General features: G+C 67.5%; 25 protein-coding genes. 18 read left to right on the forward strand and 7 right to left on the reverse strand.

Annotated elements, in window-relative coordinates; translation table 11 throughout:
* Nucleotides 1-11 precede the first annotated feature (11 nt).
* From ACQQ2N_RS07080 to ACQQ2N_RS07135, 12 genes are all read left to right on the forward strand, one after another.
* A complete protein-coding gene (locus ACQQ2N_RS07080) occupies nt 12-452 on the forward strand; it encodes a hypothetical protein (RefSeq protein WP_440224998.1) in 441 nt (146 codons plus the stop codon).
* A gap of 286 nt (nt 453-738) precedes the next feature.
* Nucleotides 739-1,359 (forward strand): hypothetical protein, encoded by a 621-nt coding sequence (locus ACQQ2N_RS07085; RefSeq protein ID WP_440224999.1) that lies wholly within the window; start codon nt 739-741, stop codon nt 1,357-1,359.
* A 69-nt stretch (nt 1,360-1,428) separates the two neighbouring features.
* The gene (locus ACQQ2N_RS07090) at nt 1,429-1,980 is read left to right on the forward strand and encodes a hypothetical protein (RefSeq protein WP_440225000.1); all 552 of its coding nucleotides are present in this window, start codon (nt 1,429-1,431) and stop codon (nt 1,978-1,980) included.
* Between the two features lie 49 nt (nt 1,981-2,029).
* The gene (locus tag ACQQ2N_RS07095) at nt 2,030-2,380 is read left to right on the forward strand and encodes a DUF6794 domain-containing protein (protein WP_440225001.1); all 351 of its coding nucleotides are present in this window, start codon (nt 2,030-2,032) and stop codon (nt 2,378-2,380) included.
* Between the two features lie 159 nt (nt 2,381-2,539).
* A complete protein-coding gene (locus ACQQ2N_RS07100) occupies nt 2,540-2,917 on the forward strand; it encodes a nuclear transport factor 2 family protein (protein ID WP_440225002.1) in 378 nt (125 codons plus the stop codon).
* A 123-nt stretch (nt 2,918-3,040) separates the two neighbouring features.
* Nucleotides 3,041-3,787, forward strand: a complete 747-nt coding sequence (map, locus tag ACQQ2N_RS07105; RefSeq protein ID WP_440225003.1) for a type I methionyl aminopeptidase — start codon at nt 3,041-3,043, stop codon at nt 3,785-3,787.
* 44 nt (nt 3,788-3,831) lie between these two features.
* Complete coding sequence (locus ACQQ2N_RS07110; RefSeq protein ID WP_440225004.1) at nt 3,832-4,398, forward strand: hypothetical protein; 567 nt, start codon at nt 3,832-3,834, stop codon at nt 4,396-4,398.
* Nucleotides 4,399-4,545: 147 nt separating this feature from the next.
* Nucleotides 4,546-4,869 (forward strand): hypothetical protein, encoded by a 324-nt coding sequence (locus tag ACQQ2N_RS07115; RefSeq protein WP_440225005.1) that lies wholly within the window; start codon nt 4,546-4,548, stop codon nt 4,867-4,869.
* A 44-nt stretch (nt 4,870-4,913) separates the two neighbouring features.
* Nucleotides 4,914-5,306, forward strand: coding sequence for a hypothetical protein (locus tag ACQQ2N_RS07120; protein WP_440225006.1), 393 nt, complete (start codon nt 4,914-4,916; stop codon nt 5,304-5,306).
* Nucleotides 5,307-5,506: 200 nt separating this feature from the next.
* Nucleotides 5,507-5,926, forward strand: coding sequence for a hypothetical protein (locus ACQQ2N_RS07125; RefSeq protein WP_440225007.1), 420 nt, complete (start codon nt 5,507-5,509; stop codon nt 5,924-5,926).
* 268 nt (nt 5,927-6,194) lie between these two features.
* Nucleotides 6,195-6,536: a hypothetical protein gene (locus tag ACQQ2N_RS07130; RefSeq protein WP_440225008.1), complete on the forward strand. Its 342-nt coding sequence runs from the start codon at nt 6,195-6,197 to the stop codon at nt 6,534-6,536.
* A gap of 62 nt (nt 6,537-6,598) precedes the next feature.
* A complete protein-coding gene (locus ACQQ2N_RS07135) occupies nt 6,599-6,796 on the forward strand; it encodes a hypothetical protein (RefSeq protein ID WP_440225009.1) in 198 nt (65 codons plus the stop codon).
* 692 nt (nt 6,797-7,488) lie between these two features.
* Here ACQQ2N_RS07135 and ACQQ2N_RS07140 read toward each other — a convergent pair.
* A complete protein-coding gene (locus tag ACQQ2N_RS07140; RefSeq protein WP_440225010.1) occupies nt 7,489-8,112 on the reverse strand; it encodes an HD domain-containing protein in 624 nt (207 codons plus the stop codon).
* Nucleotides 8,113-8,195: 83 nt separating this feature from the next.
* On the opposite strand from ACQQ2N_RS07140, the gene ACQQ2N_RS07145 reads away from it, so the two are divergent.
* Nucleotides 8,196-8,681 carry an SRPBCC family protein gene (locus tag ACQQ2N_RS07145; RefSeq protein WP_440225011.1) on the forward strand — a complete coding sequence of 162 codons (486 nt, stop codon included), beginning with the start codon at nt 8,196-8,198 and terminating at the stop codon, nt 8,679-8,681.
* 21 nt (nt 8,682-8,702) lie between these two features.
* On the opposite strand, the gene ACQQ2N_RS07150 is transcribed toward ACQQ2N_RS07145, so the two are convergent.
* Nucleotides 8,703-9,881, reverse strand: a complete 1,179-nt coding sequence (locus tag ACQQ2N_RS07150; protein ID WP_440225012.1) for a right-handed parallel beta-helix repeat-containing protein — start codon at nt 9,879-9,881, stop codon at nt 8,703-8,705.
* 471 nt (nt 9,882-10,352) lie between these two features.
* Nucleotides 10,353-11,705 carry an MATE family efflux transporter gene (locus ACQQ2N_RS07155; RefSeq protein ID WP_440225013.1) on the reverse strand — a complete coding sequence of 451 codons (1,353 nt, stop codon included), beginning with the start codon at nt 11,703-11,705 and terminating at the stop codon, nt 10,353-10,355.
* 198 nt (nt 11,706-11,903) lie between these two features.
* Here ACQQ2N_RS07155 and ACQQ2N_RS07160 point away from each other — a divergent pair, with 198 nt between their 5' ends.
* Nucleotides 11,904-12,974, forward strand: coding sequence for an alkene reductase (locus tag ACQQ2N_RS07160; RefSeq protein ID WP_440225014.1), 1,071 nt, complete (start codon nt 11,904-11,906; stop codon nt 12,972-12,974).
* A 36-nt stretch (nt 12,975-13,010) separates the two neighbouring features.
* On the opposite strand, the gene ACQQ2N_RS07165 is transcribed toward ACQQ2N_RS07160, so the two are convergent.
* Nucleotides 13,011-13,448: a cupredoxin domain-containing protein gene (locus ACQQ2N_RS07165; RefSeq protein WP_440225015.1), complete on the reverse strand. Its 438-nt coding sequence runs from the start codon at nt 13,446-13,448 to the stop codon at nt 13,011-13,013.
* Between the two features lie 85 nt (nt 13,449-13,533).
* On the opposite strand from ACQQ2N_RS07165, the gene ACQQ2N_RS07170 reads away from it, so the two are divergent.
* From ACQQ2N_RS07170 to ACQQ2N_RS07185, 4 genes are all read left to right on the forward strand, one after another.
* Nucleotides 13,534-15,255 (forward strand): DUF1800 domain-containing protein, encoded by a 1,722-nt coding sequence (locus ACQQ2N_RS07170; protein WP_440225016.1) that lies wholly within the window; start codon nt 13,534-13,536, stop codon nt 15,253-15,255.
* Nucleotides 15,256-15,259: 4 nt separating this feature from the next.
* Complete coding sequence (locus ACQQ2N_RS07175; RefSeq protein WP_440225017.1) at nt 15,260-16,642, forward strand: DUF1501 domain-containing protein; 1,383 nt, start codon at nt 15,260-15,262, stop codon at nt 16,640-16,642.
* Nucleotides 16,643-16,713: 71 nt separating this feature from the next.
* The gene (locus ACQQ2N_RS07180) at nt 16,714-16,881 is read left to right on the forward strand and encodes a hypothetical protein (protein WP_440225018.1); all 168 of its coding nucleotides are present in this window, start codon (nt 16,714-16,716) and stop codon (nt 16,879-16,881) included.
* A 301-nt stretch (nt 16,882-17,182) separates the two neighbouring features.
* Nucleotides 17,183-17,437: a YdeI/OmpD-associated family protein gene (locus ACQQ2N_RS07185; RefSeq protein ID WP_440225019.1), complete on the forward strand. Its 255-nt coding sequence runs from the start codon at nt 17,183-17,185 to the stop codon at nt 17,435-17,437.
* Nucleotides 17,438-17,631: 194 nt separating this feature from the next.
* On the opposite strand, the gene ACQQ2N_RS07190 is transcribed toward ACQQ2N_RS07185, so the two are convergent.
* From ACQQ2N_RS07190 to ACQQ2N_RS07200, 3 genes are all read right to left on the reverse strand, one after another.
* Complete coding sequence (locus ACQQ2N_RS07190) at nt 17,632-18,147, reverse strand: DUF1993 domain-containing protein (protein WP_440225020.1); 516 nt, start codon at nt 18,145-18,147, stop codon at nt 17,632-17,634.
* A gap of 396 nt (nt 18,148-18,543) precedes the next feature.
* The gene (locus ACQQ2N_RS07195; RefSeq protein ID WP_440225021.1) at nt 18,544-19,347 is read right to left on the reverse strand and encodes an energy transducer TonB family protein; all 804 of its coding nucleotides are present in this window, start codon (nt 19,345-19,347) and stop codon (nt 18,544-18,546) included.
* Entirely contained in the window at nt 19,344-19,769 is a 426-nt protein-coding gene (locus ACQQ2N_RS07200) for a biopolymer transporter ExbD (RefSeq protein ID WP_440225022.1), read from the reverse strand. Before ACQQ2N_RS07200 ends, ACQQ2N_RS07195 begins: the two co-directional genes overlap by 4 nt.
* Between the last annotated feature and the right edge of the window lies 1 nt (nt 19,770).

The raw sequence follows: 19,770 nt of genomic DNA on the forward strand, positions 1-19,770 counted from the left end.
GAGGGGTAGCGATGGTCCTGGACTGGAAGCGCGTCATCGTCTGGTCGGCCTTGACGCTGGTCGCCAGTCAGATCATCGGAGTCGTCAGTGGATTCGTTCTGGCGAATACCGAGTTCGACGCCGCCACGATCGGGGAACTGGTCGATCGACACAGGTTGTTCCGTCGCATCGCGTTCGGCATCGCTGCGGTGTTCTGCTATTGGAGGCTCGCTGCGGGCGCCGACCGCGGCAAGGCGATGCATGTTGTTGCGGCGTTCTTCCTCGTTCAGCTCGCCGATGCCGGGATCGCGCTGGCGCTGGGTGCTCCGCTGGCGGCATCGTTCGATCCCTGGTCACTGTCGAGGTCGGCGCTCTACGCAGCGGTCGGGTACGGCATGTCGAGGATCCTTCCACAGCGTGCGACGAGGATGATTCCGTACGAAGCGGCCGGTGCCAGCGATGTGCAACGCTGATCGATGCTTCACCCGTTCGTTCCACCGCATGATGGCCTCCGTGTTCGATCGGCGTGAATCCGACCAACCCCGGCATGCGACTGTCACGATCCGATCCCGACGCCCGTGTCTTCCCGTTTCAAAGCACTAGCTCGTGCCCGATCGGACATCGTGCCCCACTCGAGGAAGCCCGCCCATGAAGAAGGTTCTCGCGTTGTCGTGTGCGCTTGTCACCGGAAACGCACTCGCCACGACCTGGATGGAGAGGTAGGTTCCCGATCCGCTCGGAGGTGACGCCAGTTGCCGTGTGCACGTACCGGCGAGTTACGGCAGCTACATCTACGGCTGGCCGAGCAAGTACGACCAGGTGTTCTGGCCGCTGACGGTGGACCAGGGCATCTGGTTCTGCGAACAGAGTGGCTTCATCGCCTTCATCCGGGACTTCGACGGCCTGACGGACGGCGAGCGGGGCGCGATCAAGGCTTATCTCGAGAAGCACTACCAGGGTCCGCTCGACACCCGGCAGAAGCTCGCGCTGCTCGAAGCCGTGTACGTGCTGCGTGAGAAGCCCGACGATTTCAGGAACAAGCTCGTCAGGGTCCTTGCGAGGTGGTACCAGGATCTCGGCGACCACGAGAAGGCGAACCAGCTGCGCGGGCAGGCTCTCGCACAGATGCGCGAGGCGCTCGCGGGCGATCTTCCCGAGCCGACGCGACTGGAGTACGTTTACGTCAGCTGCAACTACGATGTCCTGCTCGGCAATACGACGGCGAAGGACTGCATGCCCAAGGTGAAGAAGGCGATCGAGGCCTCCACGGACAAGGATCCCGACGGCTATGCAGCGTATCTCGGCACACTGCTCGACGACACGGCCCGCATCACGCGCGGCGGCACGCTCGATCCCCTGCCGAGGGACAAGGGCGGATGAGACGCCGTCGATCCCGTTGCAGGGCGTGACCTGCGAAGCGTGCACACCGTATCGTCGACGTGAGCCTCCATGTCCCTGAAGCCGATCGCGCTGTACCGCCGCCGCTGGACCCTCGTGTTCTCGTTGCCGTTCGCGGCCTTCATGGCGATCGTCGCGCTGTATTCGCTCTACTTCGCCTTCGCGGGAGGTGACCGCCTCGTCGTGCTGATCGCGGGAGGCTCGGCATTCGTCAGCATCTGTGTCGGCGGCACCATCGGTCGGTCGGCGCTCGAGGCCTTGCTGGACAAGGCGCCCGCCGTGGTGATCGACGAGCACGGACTCGAGGACGTGAAGAGCGGCGACGGCGTGATCCCCTGGCGCGACATCGCGGAGGTCAGGTTCGATTCGGGAAGGGACCAGATCCTCGTAAGGCTGGGCGCGTCGCCTCCGGGTGGGTCGCAACCGACGAACGGCGCGATGACGAGGTTGTTCACGGGCGCCGACATCACGATCCCGCTCGACGGCCTGAGCTACCACCCGATCAAGCTCCAGCGCGGGATCGCCGGCTGGCTGCGGCAGGCGAGGGCCGAGATCGCCGCCGTGGCACGTGCATCCCGGCCAAGCGATCCGGGGTTTCTCTGATCGTTCCGCTCCATCGCGTCGAATGAAGCATGACGGGAGACATGGATCGATGAAGCGCATCGCGATGGCTCTGGCGGTACTCCTGATGGCCTCGATGACCCGGGCGAACGACGACTTGCCACCGGGACCCGACACGTGGCCGACGACGGTCGAGGCGACGGTTGCGGACCTGCTGTCCACGTTGTCCGCGGAGAACAAGAAGAAGCTCCGTGACACTCCCAAGGACGACCTGATCCGCTTCCATCACGGCCTGGGTACCGGCATTCGCAACCACTACGGCCTGTGGCGAGGCAATCGCGTGCTCATCGCATCCGCATGCGGAAAGCCCTGTCATCCGGACGATGCCTCGATGGTGATCATCGAAGCGCTCTGGTCGGCCTTGCAGCGCGACGGTACATAGGATGCCGTGCTGAACGTTCGGACTCGCCTGAAGGACCGGATGTCGTGACGAAGGGGCCGCATGCGGTCAGGACTGTCCGTCCCGACATAGACTCGCGATGCGTCATCGCGACGCGGCTCCTTTCATCATTGTCATACTTCCCCGGCCACGACCATGACCATGCCCTCCGATCACGACATCGAGCTGCTGCGCGCCGCCTACGCTGCCTTCAACGCGCGCGACATCGCCGCGGCCGTCGCCCTCATGACCGCCGACGTCACGTGGCCCAAGGCGTTCAAGGGCGGTTTCGTCCAGGGCGCCGAGGAGATCCGCGCCTACTGGACCGAGCAGTGGGGCGAGATCGATCCGAATGTGGAGCCGACCGCGTTCGACCTGCTCGATGCCTCGACCGTCCTCGTCGACGTGCACCAGATCGTGCGCGATCTGCAGGGCGCGCTGCTCGCCGACATGCACGTCGGCCACCGCTTCACGATCGCGGAGGGGCGGATCAAGGGCATGGAAGTGGTCGAGCTTCCCTCGTCGGAAGCCGCGGCCTGATGGCATGGCCCGACCGCATGATGCGAGCCTCGGTTCGGGTCTCGTGCGCGCCATGATCGACGCGATGCCGGCGACTGGTGCAGCCGTCGCCGCATCACCGCACACCACGCGAGGAACGACACCATGACCATCGAGAACGAAGCCGACGTCGCCGCGCTCCAGCGCATCGGCAGGATCGTGTCGCTCGTGCTGCACGAGATGCTCGATGCCGCCGAGCCCGGCATGACCACGCGCGAACTCGATGCGATCGGCGCGCGGCTGCTCGAACACCATGGCGCGCGCTCGGCGCCGATGCTCGCCTACGACTTCCCCGGTTCGACCTGCATCAGCGTCAACGAGGAAGCCGCGCACGGCATCCCTGGTGACCGCGTGATCCAACCAGGCGACGTGCTCAACGTCGACGTCTCGGCCGAACTCGACGGCTACTTCGCCGACACGGGCGGCACGCGCGTCGTGCCGCCGACCAACGCGCTGAAGACGCGCCTGTGCCACGCCACGCGCCTCGCGCTCGAGACGGCGATGCGCGAAGCGCGTGCGGGCCGTCGGCTCAACGTGATCGGCGCCGCGATCGAACGTACCGCGAAGACGTACGGCTTCCGGGTCATCGAGAACCTTGCCAGCCATGGCGTCGGGCGTTCGCTGCACGAGGAGCCCGAACACATCCCGGGCTACCATGATCCCGACGACACCCGCGTGCTGGCCGAAGGCATGGTCATCACGATCGAGCCGTTCCTCTCCACGCGAAGCCGCATCGTGACCGAAACGTCGGACGGCTGGACCCTCGTCGGCGCGCGCGGCAACCTGTCGGCGCAGTACGAGCACACGATGATCATCACGAAGCGCGAACCGATCGTGGTGACGCGGCATTGATGCAAGAACGCGCGGACCGGATGGACCGAACGGGGAATCTCCGCATGACCGACACAGCCAGAGCCAGGAAGCTCGCGAGGCAGGGATTCGAGAGCTGGACAGCCGGCCTGCATGAGCAGTCGGCTGTTCTGTACGAGCAAGCCCTGGCGCTCGCGGACCCGAATCACGGCGCGTTGTCGGACTATCACGCCGAGTACGCCGCCGTTCTCAACGTGCTCGGTCGCCGGAGCGAGGCGACCGAACAGATGGAGCTAGCGATCGTATGTCACCTGAAGCAGGGGGATCACGAAAGCTCGCGCGCCGTCATCGTCGCACGCCACTTTCTCGCCGAGCATATGTTCGGACTGAAGCAGTACGATCGGGCGCTCGAGGTCATCACGCCATCCGTCATCCATGCGCCGCATGATTGGCTGGCGCGCTTCAGCGAAGCCCGCGCGCTGTTTGCCTTGGGGCGACAGGAGGATGCCGAGGTCTCGGCCACTCTGGCGATCCGTCATGCGCCGACGCCAGACAAGGCTGCCGAACTCGCGCGTGGCATGACGGACATCATCAGTGGCTCGGACCAGCCCGACGTGTATACGCGCGGCCTCGGGGCACGCCCCACGCCTTGAACGTCGCGTGCCGAAGCTCGACCCTGTCCACGGCAGTTCAAAGCGGGTGCGCGCAGCATGATGCGGCAACGGCTCGACTTGCCATGCATCGAGCGGCTCGCTACAACGGTTCCGTGATCCGGAACCGGATCGGCAGGGAACAACAGGATGCGTGCTTGGGCTATGGGACTGGCCGCGACGGTCGGCCTGTCGGGGTGCAACTTCTTCGACACTGCAACGCAAGGATTCGAGCACGCCAGGGATGTGGCCGCAGACATCGGGCAGCACGTCGGTCATGAACCGTACGTCGGATTCCGCTGGTCGAATGGATCCCTCACCAGCGTGACGATCAATTTCGATGATATTCCGGCCGGCTTAGCGATCGACGAGCTCGCCGAAGTGAGCCGGCGTTCGGTCGCGAAGCGGTTCAAGCAGGTACCTGACAATGTCGTTATCGCGTTCTCGCTGCCGGGGAATGAGCGTGGACGTTGAGTCGTGGGCGGCAAGCGAGCCGTTCCTGACGCGAGACTGTGTCGATGAGCGTTAGGGCATTGCCGGCAGAAATGAAGGCCCGGTGGGTCGCCGCCAGCTTCGCGGTGTTCGCGCTTGCGCCCTTGCTCGATCCTTCCGGCGAGTCCTTCGCGTGGATCGCCGTCAACGTGGCCGTGATGCTGAGCGTTGCCGTCGGCGTGTTCATGCGTTGGCGTGTGATGCGGGTGGTCGCAAGGGTGATCATGGGCGTGTCGGCCGCCTTCGCGACATTGAGCGGGATCTTCTGGATCGCCACTCTGGTGAGCGTGGGGCCGGAGCGCGAAATCGTGTTCGCGATCGGGGCATCCCTCGTGGTGCTCGCTGTCGGTGCGTGGTCGGCGACGTGGCTCGGCAGCGACGAAGCAAAAATCTGGTTCACGCGCGAGGCTGCGCAGTGAGGGGTAAGCCTTCTCCGGGTTGGCTTTGGGCAGCGAGTCCACGCGTTGCACGACCCTCTGGTGCAGCGGGGCGCGGTGCCGCGCGAGCCGCGGGCTGACGTCGTGGAGACATCGCGGTCCCGAACGGTGAGCACGCAGGCACACGCATTCCACCACGCGAAGCTGCGATCTGGAGTACATGCACGGGAGGGATCAACACGATGGCGTCGCCAAGGCTTTCAACCTACACGCACCGCGCACGCGTCGTCGGCATGGTCGAGTTCATGTGCTCTGATGACGAGGCCTCGGATCGCCCTGAACTCGCCGACCTCGGTGAAGCGCTCGCCCGGCATGTCGTCGCGATGAACCCGCGTTTCCTCGATCGCGGATCGGTCGATGCGGCGACGCTCGCGAGCGAGCGGAGCATCGCGAACGGTTTGAATGATCCGGGTCATCTGGAATCCTTCTTCGGGGAGTCCTGCTTCCTCGAGCAACCGTTCGTGTTCGATCTTCAGCATCGGGTATGCGATCACGCCGCGGACGTCGGCCGCGAGCTTGGGCTGGTGATCGCCGTGAGCCGCTTCTGGCGGCACGAAGCCGGTCCTTCGTCATCACCACCGGACCTTGCGGTGATGGCGTGACGAGCGCCGTCGATCTCGTGCCCGGCAATCCCTGCTTTCGCGTCTCCCACGTCGATCAAGCAGATGCTGGATACAGCCGCTACGTTCAGTCGGTGCGATGTCTGCGGAGAGGTGCACCGGCAGATGTTTCGCCGGGCGTAGTCCTTCTGTGGCATGCGGGGCATCCGCGCTCGATGGAGGGCACATATGGGTCATCGTCGACCGTATCGAAAGCGCGTTGGAGTCGCCGTTACGATCGGTCGATTCATCAGGCGTCGAGCTCGCATCCATGCTGAAGGTCGTGGCACTCGTGGCCTATGCGCTCGGAGCGACGTCCGGCAATGGCGACTGGCACGCATGCCCTTTGCCGGGTGAAACAAGCTCATGCATTTCACGTCCTGATGCTCCGTGCATGAGCCCAGGGCAAGCGATCGCGATCGCCATGTCGGATGCTCGTCGTCTTGGCATCGACGTCACGTCCTACGCGCCGCCGGAGGTGAATCACGGATGCAGCGGTGCGTTATGCGTATGGGCCGTGCACTTTCGGGGACGCAGCCTCGCGATCGGCGATCATTTCGGCATGCTGGTCGACGATACCGACTGCACGACCACGCTGCAGCCCGGCCTCTAGCGAAGTGGCGGACCCGCGTCAGGACCGCCAACGCCGGACATCCATCACGACAGGAAGACACCATGGGTTCCTTCAGCATCGCACACTGGTTCATCGTCCTTCTCTGGGCCGCGATCTTCATCGTGCCGGCCTGGCGCATCGTCTCGAGGGCGGGCTTTCCCGGAGCACTCTCGCTGCTCCTGCTCATCCCGATCGTCAACCTCGTGATGATCTGGGTGTTCGCTTTCGTCCGTTGGCCGGTACTGGATCGTCGCGCCTGAGCACCCATGGCGCGTCGCATCCCGCCTCGTCACGCGATACGACGTCGTGGCCGCCCGGTGTCGCGAAACCGAGTCGGCCGCGGTAGAAGCACAACCATGCGTTGAGATCAGCAACGCCGGGCGTGATGACCGTGATCCTCGATTGCATGGTGACGCTCCTGATGCGTGGAGCCGTGGTGGCTCCTCGTTCTCGACGAGAGCCTGAGGAAGAAGCGCGTCGTGATCGCCGACATGGCAGATTCCAGCGCGAGCTCGCTGTCGTACGAGGCACGTCCGGGCTCGAGGCGATACGGCGATGTCGCGAATCCGTGCCATGCGTGCAGATGTGTCGCCGACAGGCGGCCGTCCGCCTCGATGTACGCGATCGCTTCCCAATGCCCCCCGGATACGTCACCACAGCGCGTGATGGGAACGCCGCGCTCGAGAAGGGCGGGACGTGCGGTCGTAGTCGTCATGGTGTGCTCGCCGTTGGCGCAGAGGCCTGGATGAACGAGGTGTCGCACACACTTTGCCAACGCACCGTGAGCGGATCAGATCATGTGACGACGCTCACGACCGTGGTTCATGAAGGTGACAGATCCGGCCGCCCTGGACGCCGAAAGACTTGCCGACAGGTAAACGCCCGTCCCGCATCCCGACATCGCAAACCATCGGCGATGTCCGGGCCGAACGATCCCCACGGCGAGGTCGTGTCAGACGTCGTCGCGCGGGTGCCTGGCGAAGTGGGCACGCACGCGATCCTTGGCGGCCGCCCACAGCGCAGGCGAGCCGGCTTCGATCACGGGGCCGTAGCGCGCATGGACCTGCTCCTCGGTGACGCCGCTCTCGGTCCAGGTGCCGCCGTCGGTCAGCGTGTTGAGCAGCAGCGGTTGCAGGCGGTCGAGCGCCTTGGCCATGCGCGCGTTGGCCGTCTCGCCGGCTTCGAACTCGGTCCACAAGGCCTCGAAGGCCGCGCCTTGTCCGCCCGGCAGCATGCCGAAGATGCGCCGCGCCGCCGCGCGCTCGCGCTGCGCGATGTCGGCGCGGTCGACGGCCGAGGCGTGGATCGGTGCATCGCCGACGTCGATCTCGACGATGTCGTGGATCAGCAGCATGCGCACGACGGTGAGCACGTCGACGCCGGGCATGTCGTCGGCGAACACGAGCGCGAACAGCGCGAGGTGCCACGAATGCTCGGCGGAGTTCTCGCGGCGCGAACGTCCGGTGATCAGCGACTGGCGATCGACACGCTTGAGCTGGTCGATCTCGGCGAGGAACGCGAGTCGCGCCGCGACGGCGGCCGCGCCCCGCGGATGGATGGCGGTGATGTCGTTCATGGATCGAAGCCTAGGTCGACGCGGCCCGGAATGCCATGGGCGCCTTTGATAGGCTTCATCGAATTCCGGAAAGGACGACCGCCATGGACACCGATCGCATCGTCAAGACCACGATCCTCGACACCACGCGCGAACGTGCATGGCATGCGATCGGCACGCCGGCCGCCTTCGGCACGTGGTTCGGTGTCGCGTTCGACGACGACGCCTTCGTTCCGGCCCGACGCCTCGAGGGTCGCATCGTGCCGACCCAGGTCGACGACGCGATCGCCGCGATGCAGGCGCCATATGCGGGCATGGCGTTCGTCATCGACGTCGAGCGTGTCGAGCCGCCGCACGCGCTCGTGTTCCGCTGGCATCCGTACGCGGTCGACAAGACGACCGACTATGGCAGCGAACCGATGACCACGGTGGCGTTCGAACTCGAGGAGGTCGAAGCCGGCACGCGTCTCGTGATCACGGAGTCCGGCTACGACGCCCTGCCCGAGTCGCGTCGCGACGAGGCGTACCAGGCCAACGAGGGCGGCTGGACCTTGCAGCTCACGTTGATAGCAAAATACCTCGCGCGCTGATTCGGGCGAGGTCGCGCGGCGTCACGGCACGCCGTCGAAGCCGTCGGCGAACAGCGGACCGTCACCGAACTCGTACGCACCCACATCGATGATGCCGTTCGTCGTGCGCGGCATCCCGGATGCGGGATGCACGTAGGCCGAGGTCGGCACGAGCGGCTGGCCGGCGCCCGTCCCCGGGTCGGTGCCGACGTCGATCGCGGCCGAACCCGCGACGAGGCGGTAGTCGTACTGCGCGGCGTCGACGAAGGCGACGCTCGGAGCGGCGAGGTTGTGGTCGCGCACGGCGGTGGCCTGCGTGGTGACATTGCCGCCGCCGACGAACAGGTTGTTGCGCAGCAGGGCAGGGCTCGCGCTCGCGCCGATCTGCACGAACGTGCCGCTGCCGCGGTTGTTGACGAACGTGTTGTTGACCACGAACAGGCGGTTGTCGGGATGCGGATTGCTTTCGCTGAGGTAGTCGAGCATCGCGCCGTTCTCGGTGGTCGGTGGCTGCTCGATCAGGTTGCCGATCACGAACGCGAGGCCGCCGTTGGCGATGTTGATCTCGTAGCTCGCGGTGCCGCCGGTCTCGCCGGTGAGGCGGTTGGACACGATGTGGTTCACGCGGGCGCGTGACTTGAGCAGGTGACCCACGTTCGCGAGGCGCGACCAGTTGTGGCGGAACACGAGCGTGTCGATGCGGCCGATATAGACGTTGTGGGCCTGGCCGAGGCCGTCGCCGTTGCGTTCGAAGACGCTGTTCTCGATGACGATCGTGCTGCCCGCGACGTCGTTGGCGAGGATGCCGTTCTCGTTGTCGTGGAACCAGCTGTTGCGCACGGTGAGGTCGCGGCCTTCCTGGCGGATGCCCGCGCCGTTGCGATCGGGCACGGCTGCGCCGCTGAGCTCGACGTTGTCGATCGTCGTGCCTTGGCCGACGATGACCCAGATCGCCTTGCCCTGCGCGGCCTGCCCGGCCGCGTCGATGCGCGGGCGTCCGTTGACGCCGAGGATCGTGAGCCCGTTGCGCGACCACGCGCAGACGTTGCCGGCGTACTGCCCGGCCGCATCGATGCGGATCGTGTCGCCGTCGTTCGAGGCGGCGATCGCCGCGCACGGCGTCCCGTAGGGATGACCGGGACCGACGTCGAGGATCGCGGCGTGGGTGGCCGGTGCGCTGGTCGCAAGGACCAGGCTCGCGATGATGCTGGGGTTGCGCATGAGGCGGTGCCTAGGCTGCATGACGCGAGTCTAGGCCGGGCTGTGCGGCTCAATCGGTGGTGGAGAGCACATCCGCGTGCATCGGCAGAGCGTCGGCGAAGAGCGATCGCAGCCTTGCTTCATCTTCACGACGATGCTTACGCGTATGACGTCGAGAGCGCGTACGGAGTGATTCCAGTGGTGTTGGGGGCCTCAGCGTGAGGCGTGCGGAAACACGATGGCAACGTCATCCCGGCGGAAGCCGGGATCCCCTTAGGTCCTGCGCCTGAAGACGAAGTTTCGATCCTTCGAAGACGTCCTTCTCGCATGCTGCGAGCCGCACTTCATACGGGCGCTTGAGGGGATGACCAGCGCTACGCGCTGTTGTGAAGCTCCTCCGGCTTCCGCCGGGATGACGTTGATCCTGGAGCGGATCGCAGTTGCACCTTTGTCGCCCTGCAGAAGGAGCACCCGTCGATCACTCATGCGCCATCAGCGTGGAACGGCAGCAACTCCCAACCGCTTGGCCATCTCCCGCTGAACCAGCACGAAGCTCAGCACGGCCTGCAGCGCGACGGTCGCGACCGAGCAGTACCAGACGTGCTCGATGCGGAAGCCGGGCTGGTGCGACAGGTACAACGCGGGGATCGCGAACGAGACGAGGCGCAGCGAGGTGCTCAGCAGCGCGGGCCAGGTGTTGCGCATGGCCTGGAACATGCCCGAGCACGTGAAGATGATGCCTTGCGCGACGAAGTTCCACGAGATGATCTGCAGGAAGCGTCCGCCGACCTCGATGACCTCGGGCTCGTGGCTGAGCAGACCGATCAGCGCGTGCGGCTGCCACTGGCACAGCAGCGTCAGCGCGAACATGACCACCGCGCTCATGAGCACGGCCGAGCGGAACGTCTCGCGCACGCGGTCGGCCAGGCCCGCGCCGGCATTCTGGCCGGCCACGGCGGGCACCGAGAACGCGATCGCCATCGCGGGCAGGAAGATCGACTGCATGACGCGACCACCGATGCCGAAACCGGCCTGGGCGGCCGTGCCGAAGTCGCGGATCAGGAAGTAGATCAGCGCCATGAACACGAACATGAGCGCGAACTCGCCGCCGGCCGGCAGGCCGATCGAGAACATGCGCTTCCACGTGTCGAAGCGCGGTCGCCATTGGGTGGCATCGAAGCCGACGTACTTCTCCATGCGCGTGAAATACACGGCCATGAGCACGACGCCGGCGACGATCGACAAGGTGCTGGCGAGTCCGGCGCCGGCGACGCCGAGCGCGTGGCCCGTGCCCCAGCCCGCGATGAGCACGGGTGCGAGCACGATGTTGAGCACGAGCGTGACGATCTGCACGACCATCGTCGGCTTGACGATGCCGGTGCCGCGCAGTGCCGAGCCCATCGCGACGAGCGCGAACTGCAGTGCGAGGCCGGGCAGGTACCACCACAGGTAGGCGATGCCCGCCTCGATCGTCGCCGCGTCGGAACCGATCGCGCGCAGGTAGACGCCGCCGAGGCCGTAGCCGAGCGCGAGCGACACGACCGCGCACACGCCCGACAGTACGAGCGACTGGTTGAACACGAGGTTCGCGTCGGCGTGGTCCTTGCGGCCGACCGCGTGCGAGATCAGCGCGACCGTGCCGACGCCGAGCATCTGGGTCAGGCCGAGCACGACGAACATGACCGTGCCGCCGAGGCTCACGCCGGCGATCGCGGCGTCGCCGAGCTGGGCGACGAAGTAGAGGTCGACGAGGAAGTACAGCGTCTGCACGAGCATGCCGATCGCCATCGGCACGGCCATGCCGACCAGGTGGCGCGGCACCGAACCCTGGGTCAGGTCTTTCATCGCGATGTCCCCGACGAGGCCCCGCGACCCCGGCCGCGCAGCATAACGATATGCCGACGGCACGGATCGAACGTGCAGCGATCTCCACGAAAACTGCCGCGTGCGCGGCCAAGCCTTGATATCCGCGCAGGCGTGCGCACGTCGACGGCTTCGCGTCGTGTTCGACGTCGATCCCTCCCACGATCCAGGACGTTTCCGATGACCTCTCCGCTGCTCACGCCCGTCGCCGCCGGCGACCTCGCGCTCGCCAACCGCGTCGTCATGTCGCCGCTCACGCGCACGCGTGCCGGTACCACCCACGTGCCGAACGCGCTCATGGCCGAGTACTACGCGCAGCGCGCGGGTTTCGGCCTCGTCATCACCGAGTGCACGATGGTCGCCGCCGACGCGAGCGCCTTCATCGCCGAAGGCGGCATCTTCGACGACGCGACCGCGGAAGGCTGGAAGGCCGTGACCGATGCGGTGCACGCGCGCGGCGGCCTCGCGATGATGCAGATCTGGCATCCGGGTCGTGCCGCGCACTCGGGCATCAACGGCGTGCAGCCGATCTCGTCGAGCGACCGGCCGATCGTCGGCTCGTCGACGCGCACGCTCGAAGGACCGGCGACCTACGAGGCGCCGCGGCGCCTGCGCACCGACGAGCTGCCCGGCATCGTCGACCTGTTCCGCCAGGCCGCGCGTCGCGCCAAGGCCGCCGGTTTCGACGGCGTGCAGATCCACGGTGCGCACGGCTACCTGATCGACCAGTTCCTGCGCGACGGCCTCAACGATCGCGACGACGCCTACGGAGGCTCGCTCGAGAACCGTGCGCGCCTGCTGTTCGAGATCGTCGATGCGGCGATCGAGGTGTTCGGTGCGGGCCGCGTCGCGCTGCGCATCTCGCCGCTGGTGCCGTACAACGACATGGTCGACAGCGATCCGCGCGCGCTCGTGCGTTACGTCGCCGAGCAGTCCTCGTCACGCGGCCTCGCGTTCCTCGAGATCCGCCACGACCAGCACGACCGCCCCGAGGAGATCGAGCTCGCACGCATCGCGCGTGAGCACTTCCGCGGCACGCTGCTGCTCAACGGCGGCTTCGACCAGGCCGCCGGCGAAGCCGCGGTGGCCGAGGGCCGCGCCGACGCGATCGTCTACGGCACGCTCGCGATCTCGAACCCCGACCTGCCTACGCGCTTCGCGCGCGAGGCGGCGCTCAATGCGGCCGATCCGTCGACGTTCTACGCACCGGGCCCGAAGGGCTACACGGACTACCCCGCGCTGGTCGCCTGATGCGGCGTTCGCGCGCGCCGGCGCCGGCGCGCGCGATCAGTCGAAGCCGTTGCCGAACAGGGTCGGCACGACGCGCAGCGAGCCGGTCATGCCCTGGCTGTAGTGGAAGTCGCAGAAGTACGGGAACTCGCCCGCGTCGACGAGCGTGCGCACGGTTTCCGTGCCGTTGGTGATCGAGCCGATCGGGCTCGCGGGATCGATGGTCGCCGTGCCGCCGGCGACGAGGCCGCCGTAGAGCGGATGATTGCCGAACGTGGGCACCGCGCGGAACACGATGCGCGTGCCCTCGCTTACCGTCGCGCAGCGTGGCCGGTAGCGGAACATGTTGGTCGGATCGTCGTTGGCCACGACGAGCTCGGCGCGCCCGGTGCGGTCGAGGAAATCGGCGTCGAGGCAGCCGTTGAGCGCCTCGGAACGTGACGGCACCAGCAACGCGACGAGGCTGGCGGCGAGTACGGCGGCAGATCGGGTCATGCGTGTGATGGCCCTCACAATGGCCGTGCCGTGGCCGGATTATTGTCCGCCGCACACCGCCAGCCGGTCAAAGAGGGAACGTCCGATGAAGACCGTGTTGCGCGCCGCGCTCGTCGTGGCGTCGCTGGTGTCCGTGCCGTTCGCGTCGGCCGGCGACTGGGTGTTCGACGGCGGTTTCGACGACCGCACCGAAGGTCCGCATTCGGATGCTGCGGCGGCACGCTTCCTCACCCAGGCCACGTTCGGCCCGTCGATCGCGACGATCCGCGCGCTGCGCCAGACCGGTTACAACGCGTGGTTCGCGAGCCAGTCCGCGGTCGCGCCGAGCCGTCATCGACCGTACCTCGAGTCACAGGCGGCCGCGGGCCTCGACATCTACCAGAACAGCCGCCAGGAGGCCTGGTGGCTGCACAGCGTGCGTGCGCCGGACCAGCTGCGCCAGCGCGTCGCGTTCGCGCTGAGCGAGTTGCTCGTTGTGTCCGACCAGGGCGGTGCGATCGAGGGTTACCCGATCGCGATGGCGAACTATTACGACCTGCTCGTCGACGGCGCGTTCGGCAACTACCGCGACCTGCTCGGGAAGGTCACGTTGAGCCCGGTCATGGGCCACTACCTGTCGATGTTCAAGAACCGCAAGCCGGACGAGGCGACCGGCATCCGGCCGGACGAGAACTACGCGCGCGAGATCATGCAGCTGTTCTCGGTCGGCCTCGTGCGGCTCAACATGGACGGCACGGTCGTCATGTCGGGCGGGCAGCCCGTGCCGACCTACGATCAGGACACGATCCGCGGCTTCGCGCACGTGTTCACGGGCTGGAACTGGGCCAACTGTCCCGGCACCGACAGCGGCCAGTCGTGGCGCTGGGACTGGTGCCCATCGGGTCCGGTCGACTGGCCGAATCCGGGATGGGATGCCTACTGGTTGCAGCCGATGGCGCCATGGCAGACCTACCACGCGAGCGCGGGCACCAAGCAGCTGCTCGTCTACCCCGGCGTCACGCTGCCGGGCGGCGTGCTGCCCGCGGGCGGCACCGCGCAGTCGAACCTGCAGGCGGCGCTCGACAACCTGTTCAACCATCCGAACGTCGCGCCGTTCATCGCGAAGCACCTGATCCGGCGGCTGGTCAGCAGCAACCCGAGTCCGGCCTACGTCGGGCGCGTCGCCGCCGTGTTCGCCAACAACGGCACCGGCGTGCGCGGCGACCTCGGTGCGACCGTGCGTGCGGTGCTCATGGACAGCGAGGCGCGCACGCTGCCGAGCCTCGCCAGCAACCGCGGCAAGCTGCGCGAGCCGCTGCTGCGGCTGAGCCATCTCTGGCGCGCGCTGGACGGGCGCGCGGACGATGGCCGTTACCGCGAGTGGAATCCCGAGTACTACCTCGGCCAGGCCGCGTTGCGCTCGCCGACCGTGTTCAATTTCTTCCTGCCCGATTACCGCCCGCCCGGTGAGCTCACGGTACTCGGCCTCGATGGCCCCGAGTTCCAGATCACCACCGACACGACGATCGCGAGCGCGACGATGGGTCTCGCCTACAAGATCTTCTACGCATGGCGCGGCATGCCGGACCAGTCTCCCGACGACATCGTCGTCGATCTGCAGCCCGAGCTCGCGTTCGCGAGCGATCCGGTGCGCCTCGTCGACCGCTACGACCTGCTCTTCATGAACCGCACGATGTCGCCGCACATGTTCACGACGCTCGTGAACTACGCGCAGTCTTTCCCGAACAACGCCGACGGCCGTCGCCAGCGCGTGCAGGAGACGTTGTGGCTGGTCATGGGTTCCCCCGAATACGCGATCGAGCGCTGACGCCATGAAACGACGCGACTTCCTCCAGCGTGCCCTGTGCGCGACCGCGGGCTCGGCCCTGTTCACGAGCTTCGCCGGCAAGCTCTCGCTCGCGCACGCGGCGACGACCGCGAACGGGCGCCTGCTCGGCAACGACTACCGCGCACTCGTCTGCGTGTACCTCTACGGCGGCAACGACGCGTTCAACATGCTCGTGCCGCGCAGCGGCACGCCGCGCACGCGCTACGCGGCCTCGCGCGGCGCGCTCGCGCTGCCGGTCGACACGTTGCGAGCGCTCAATCCGCTCGCCGCACCGGTCGACGGCGGCACCTACGGCTTTGCGGCGGACATGCCTCGTCTGGCCACGTTGTTCAACCAGGCCAACTCGCCGCTCGCGCTCGTCACCAACGTCGGCCCGCTGCTGTATCCGATCACCAAGGCGCAGTACACGGCCGGCAGCGTACCCGTGCCGACGCAGCTGTTCTCGCACAGCGACCAGTCGGTGACGTGGCAACAACCCGCGGCCGACATGATCGTGCGGCGCGGCTGGGGTGGCCGCCTCGCCGACATGTTCCATGCGACCAACCCGAACCCGTCGCTGTCGATGAACATCTCGGTCGACGGCGAGAACGTGTTCCAGGCCGGCGACGACGTGGTGCCGTACTTCGTCGGCCAGAACGGCGCCGAGTCGATGTGGCTGGTCGATGACTCGCCGTGGAATGCCAACCGCCGCGCCGCGTTCGTCGCGTTGCGCGACGCCTCGCATGGCCACGCGCTGCAGCGCCAGTACGCGGCCGTGATGCGCCGTTCGATGGCCAACGGTGCGGACATCAACGCCGCGCTCGAAGGCGAGACCGCGCTCGCGACGACGTTCCCCGACACGCATCTGGGCCGCCAGCTGCGCATGGTCGCGCGCCTCATCCACGTGCGTGCGACGCTGCAGATGGAGCGGCAGATCTTCTTCGTCGGCCTCGGTGGCTTCGACACCCACGACAACCAGCTCGAGGACCAGGCTGCGCAGCTCGGCGAGCTCGACGGTGCGCTCGCGTCGTTCCATGCCGCAACGGTCGAAATGGGCCTCGCCAACGCGGTGACGACGTTCACGGCGTCGGAGTTCGGCCGTACGACGAGCATCAACGGCGACGGCACCGACCACGGCTGGGGCAGCCACCACCTCGTGCTCGGTGGCGCGGTCTCGGGACGCCGCTTCTACGGTGGCTTGCCGGACCTGACCATCGAGGGGCCCGACGACGCGGGCTGGGGCCAGATCATCCCGACGACGTCGGTCGACCAGTACGCGGCCACGCTGGCGCGCTGGTACGGCGTCGCCCAAGGCGACCTGTCGACGGTGTTCCCGAACATCGGCCGTTTCGCGACCTCGAACCTCGGCTTCATGGCGGCGACGTGACGCGATCCATCGCGCCGCGTTCACGCGCGGCGTGCGAAGCTCGCGTTTCGCCCCCATTCGTGGATGCCGCGATGCGCAAGACCGCCAAGCCGCCTTGGAAGCGTCCGAACCCGGCGGAGCAGTCGACGCCGCTGACGCCCGCACAGAAGGCGGCCGCGAAGCAGCGCGCCGAGGAGGCCGGGCGTCGCTATCCGAACCTCGTCGACAACATGTGGGCGGCGCGTCAGCCGAAGACGTGACAGCCACGCCCGCGGGTCACACGGCTTGTTGCGACTGATTGTCGTTTCGTCACGCGCGGACGCGCGTCGCTAGACTGCGCACCACGCGTACGCCAGCCATCGCCAGCCGACGCGTCCTTCCCGATCCCCGCCAGCCCGCCGTCGCCGCGCACGCCAGGATCCCTCGACGCCACTTGTCCGGTTCTCCCGGCCGCGCGTCGGCCGTCTCCCTGCATTCATCACCGATTGCACGCACGTCCGCGAAGCTCCGTCGTGCCTACCGCGCGGGGGAAGGACCGCGCACCGGTGAGGAGAAGCCGTCATGACGGCGAAGCAGGGGTCCGCTGCACGTTCGCGCTACGCCATGCCCGACGACATCGAACGCGCGCTGCGCGATCGACGCCTGTTCGGCGATTACGAGGATCGACCCGCCTACCAGCGCAACGACTACCTCGGCTGGATCTCGCAGGCCAAGCGCGACGACACACGCCAGCGTCGCGTCGACCAGATGCTGCAGGAGCTCGAGCAGGGCGGCGTCTACATGAAGATGCGCCACACGCCGTCACGCAAGGGTTGAGCGCGGACGGCGCGGAGACGCTTCGTTCCGTTTGCACCGGCTGCCGCGCGCGCATCGCCTCGATGCAGGCGTAGCTGCGCCTGGCGATGGGCGACGCATGGGGTCAGGTTCATTTTCCCATCGGCGGCCGTCACGACACGCTCGCTGCATCTCCGGGAAAATGAACCTGACCCCGGTCTTCGAGGCGATGCGCGCTACTCCGGCAGCGTGACCCCGAGGTAGTCGAGCTTGCCGATTGCGAGGCCTTGCTGGCGCAGGATCCCGTGCGCGGTCACGAGGTGGAAGAAGAAGTTCGGCAGTCCGAACGCGAACACGTAGTCGTCGCCGCGGAACGTCCTCTCGATCTTGCCCGTCTTGAGCACGACATCGCGCTGCGCGCCGGCATCGACCGCGGCGCCGTCGGCGGCCGCGACGTAGTCGAGCGTCGCCTGCAGTCGCGCGCGCAGTTCGGCGAGCGTCGTTTCGTTGTCGGGGAAGCTCGGCGACTCGCCGCCCGTGAGGCGCGAGATCGTCGCCTTGGCGGTGTCGCTCGCGCGCTGCACCTGGCCCGACAGCGGCAGCATGTCCGGGGCGAGGCGCGCGCCGACGAGCGTGGCCTCGTCGATGCCGTGCTCGCGCGCATGCGCGATGGCCTTGTCGAGGTAGGACACGAACACGCGCAGGCCGCGTGCGAGGACGGGGATGGTGGCGGTGTGGAGGGAAATGCTCACGTGGTGACTCCTCGGAGGCGCGAGGGCGTCATGCCCTGCGCGGAGCTCCTGCCATCACGGCGGAGGTGGCGCTTTTCAAGACCTGTCGCATGTCCGAACCGCAGAAGCGTACGCACGCGACCCGGCATGGATGCGGTTCGCACGCGGTTGTCGTCGCGAAGGCGTGCAGCGGCAGGTTGGTGGCAGGAAGTCCGGTAGCACGGGGTCAACCAGCCGGGGTCAGGTTCATTTTTTCCGTGTCGTGGCGCAGTGATTGCAGCCGGCATCGCGGAAAAATGAACCTGACCCCAGGTCTCGCAGCCGGCATCGCGGAAAAATGAACCTGACCCCAGGTCTCGGCCTCACGCCTCGAGCCGATCCTGTGCGCGGACGCATGGCGTGCTGCCTCGACGTGCGTCAGCGCCTGCGCAGGCGGAAGTGCACGGGCACGACGACCTCGACGCTGTCGCCGGCGAGTTCGCGCGGCGGCGGCGGTACGGGCTGGGCGCGTTCGAGCACCTCGAGCGCTTCCTCGTCGAGTACCTCGACGCCGCTGCCGTGCTCGAGGCTGGCGGCCAGCACGCGGCCCGACCTGTCGACACGGAAGCGCACGTAGGCGACGCCTTCCTCGCGCCTGCGCTGGGCGAGATGCGGATAGCGGCGGTGGTGTTCGAGGTGGCCCAGCAGGGTCGACTGCCAGGTCGATTCGGCGTGGCGTCGCGTCGCGTCGTCGACGCCGGCGACGTTGCCGGACGGTGCGGTGTCGACAGCAGGCGCTTGGGTGGCGGTGGATGTCGTCGAGACGGGGCTTTCGGTCGAGGTCGTCGCCTCGGAGGCGGCATCGACGGGTGTCGTGTCGACCGTCTGGGCATTGGCCGGTCGAGGCGTCGACGGCGGGCTCGGCGGGACGGGTGACGGGATTGCAGGTGCGGGCGTCGGCATGGCGCGCGCGACCGGTGGCGGCGTGGGCGGCGGCGGTTCCTTTGGCTTGGACGTTGGCGGCGCGACGGGTGCCTCGACGGGCTGCGGTTCCGCGGCAAGTGGCGTCGCCACCGGCGCCGGCGTCACGAACGCGATGCGCAGCGGTTCCGGCACGCCCTTCGGCATCGCCCCGGCATCGCGTGACGACGTGTGCGCGAGCCACGCCGCGACGGCGAGGTGCGCGCCGAGCACGCCGGCACCGATGCCGGCCCAGCGCCACGTCTCGCGCGTCGCGATCACGGTTCGCCGCGGGTGTCGCGTGCGACGAGGGCGAGGCGCGTGAAGCCCGCGTCGCGCAGCAGGTTCATGAGGTCCATGACCTCGCCGTAGCCGACGTTGCGGTCGGCCTGCACGTCGACGCGTAGCCCGCCCGGGTCGCCGCCGCGTGCGAGCAGGCGCGCGGCGAGATCCTCGCGGCCGACCGGCTCGGCGTCGAGCGTGAGCGAGCGGTCGGCGAGCAGGGCGACCTGCGGCACGGGCTCGTCGCGCGACGTGGGCGTCGCGTTCGACCCGGGCAGGTCGACGCCGATGTCGACCGTCGCGAGCGGCGCGGCGATCATGAAGACGATCAGCAGCACGAGCATGACGTCGATGAACGGCGTGACGTTGATCTCGGCGAGGTCGTCGAGATCGTCGTCGTCACGCGCGGTGCGCGCGGCCACG

The sequence above is a fragment of the Dokdonella aquatica genome (genome assembly GCF_051987395.1).
In the GTDB taxonomy this organism is placed as follows: Bacteria; Pseudomonadota; Gammaproteobacteria; order Xanthomonadales; family Rhodanobacteraceae; genus Dokdonella.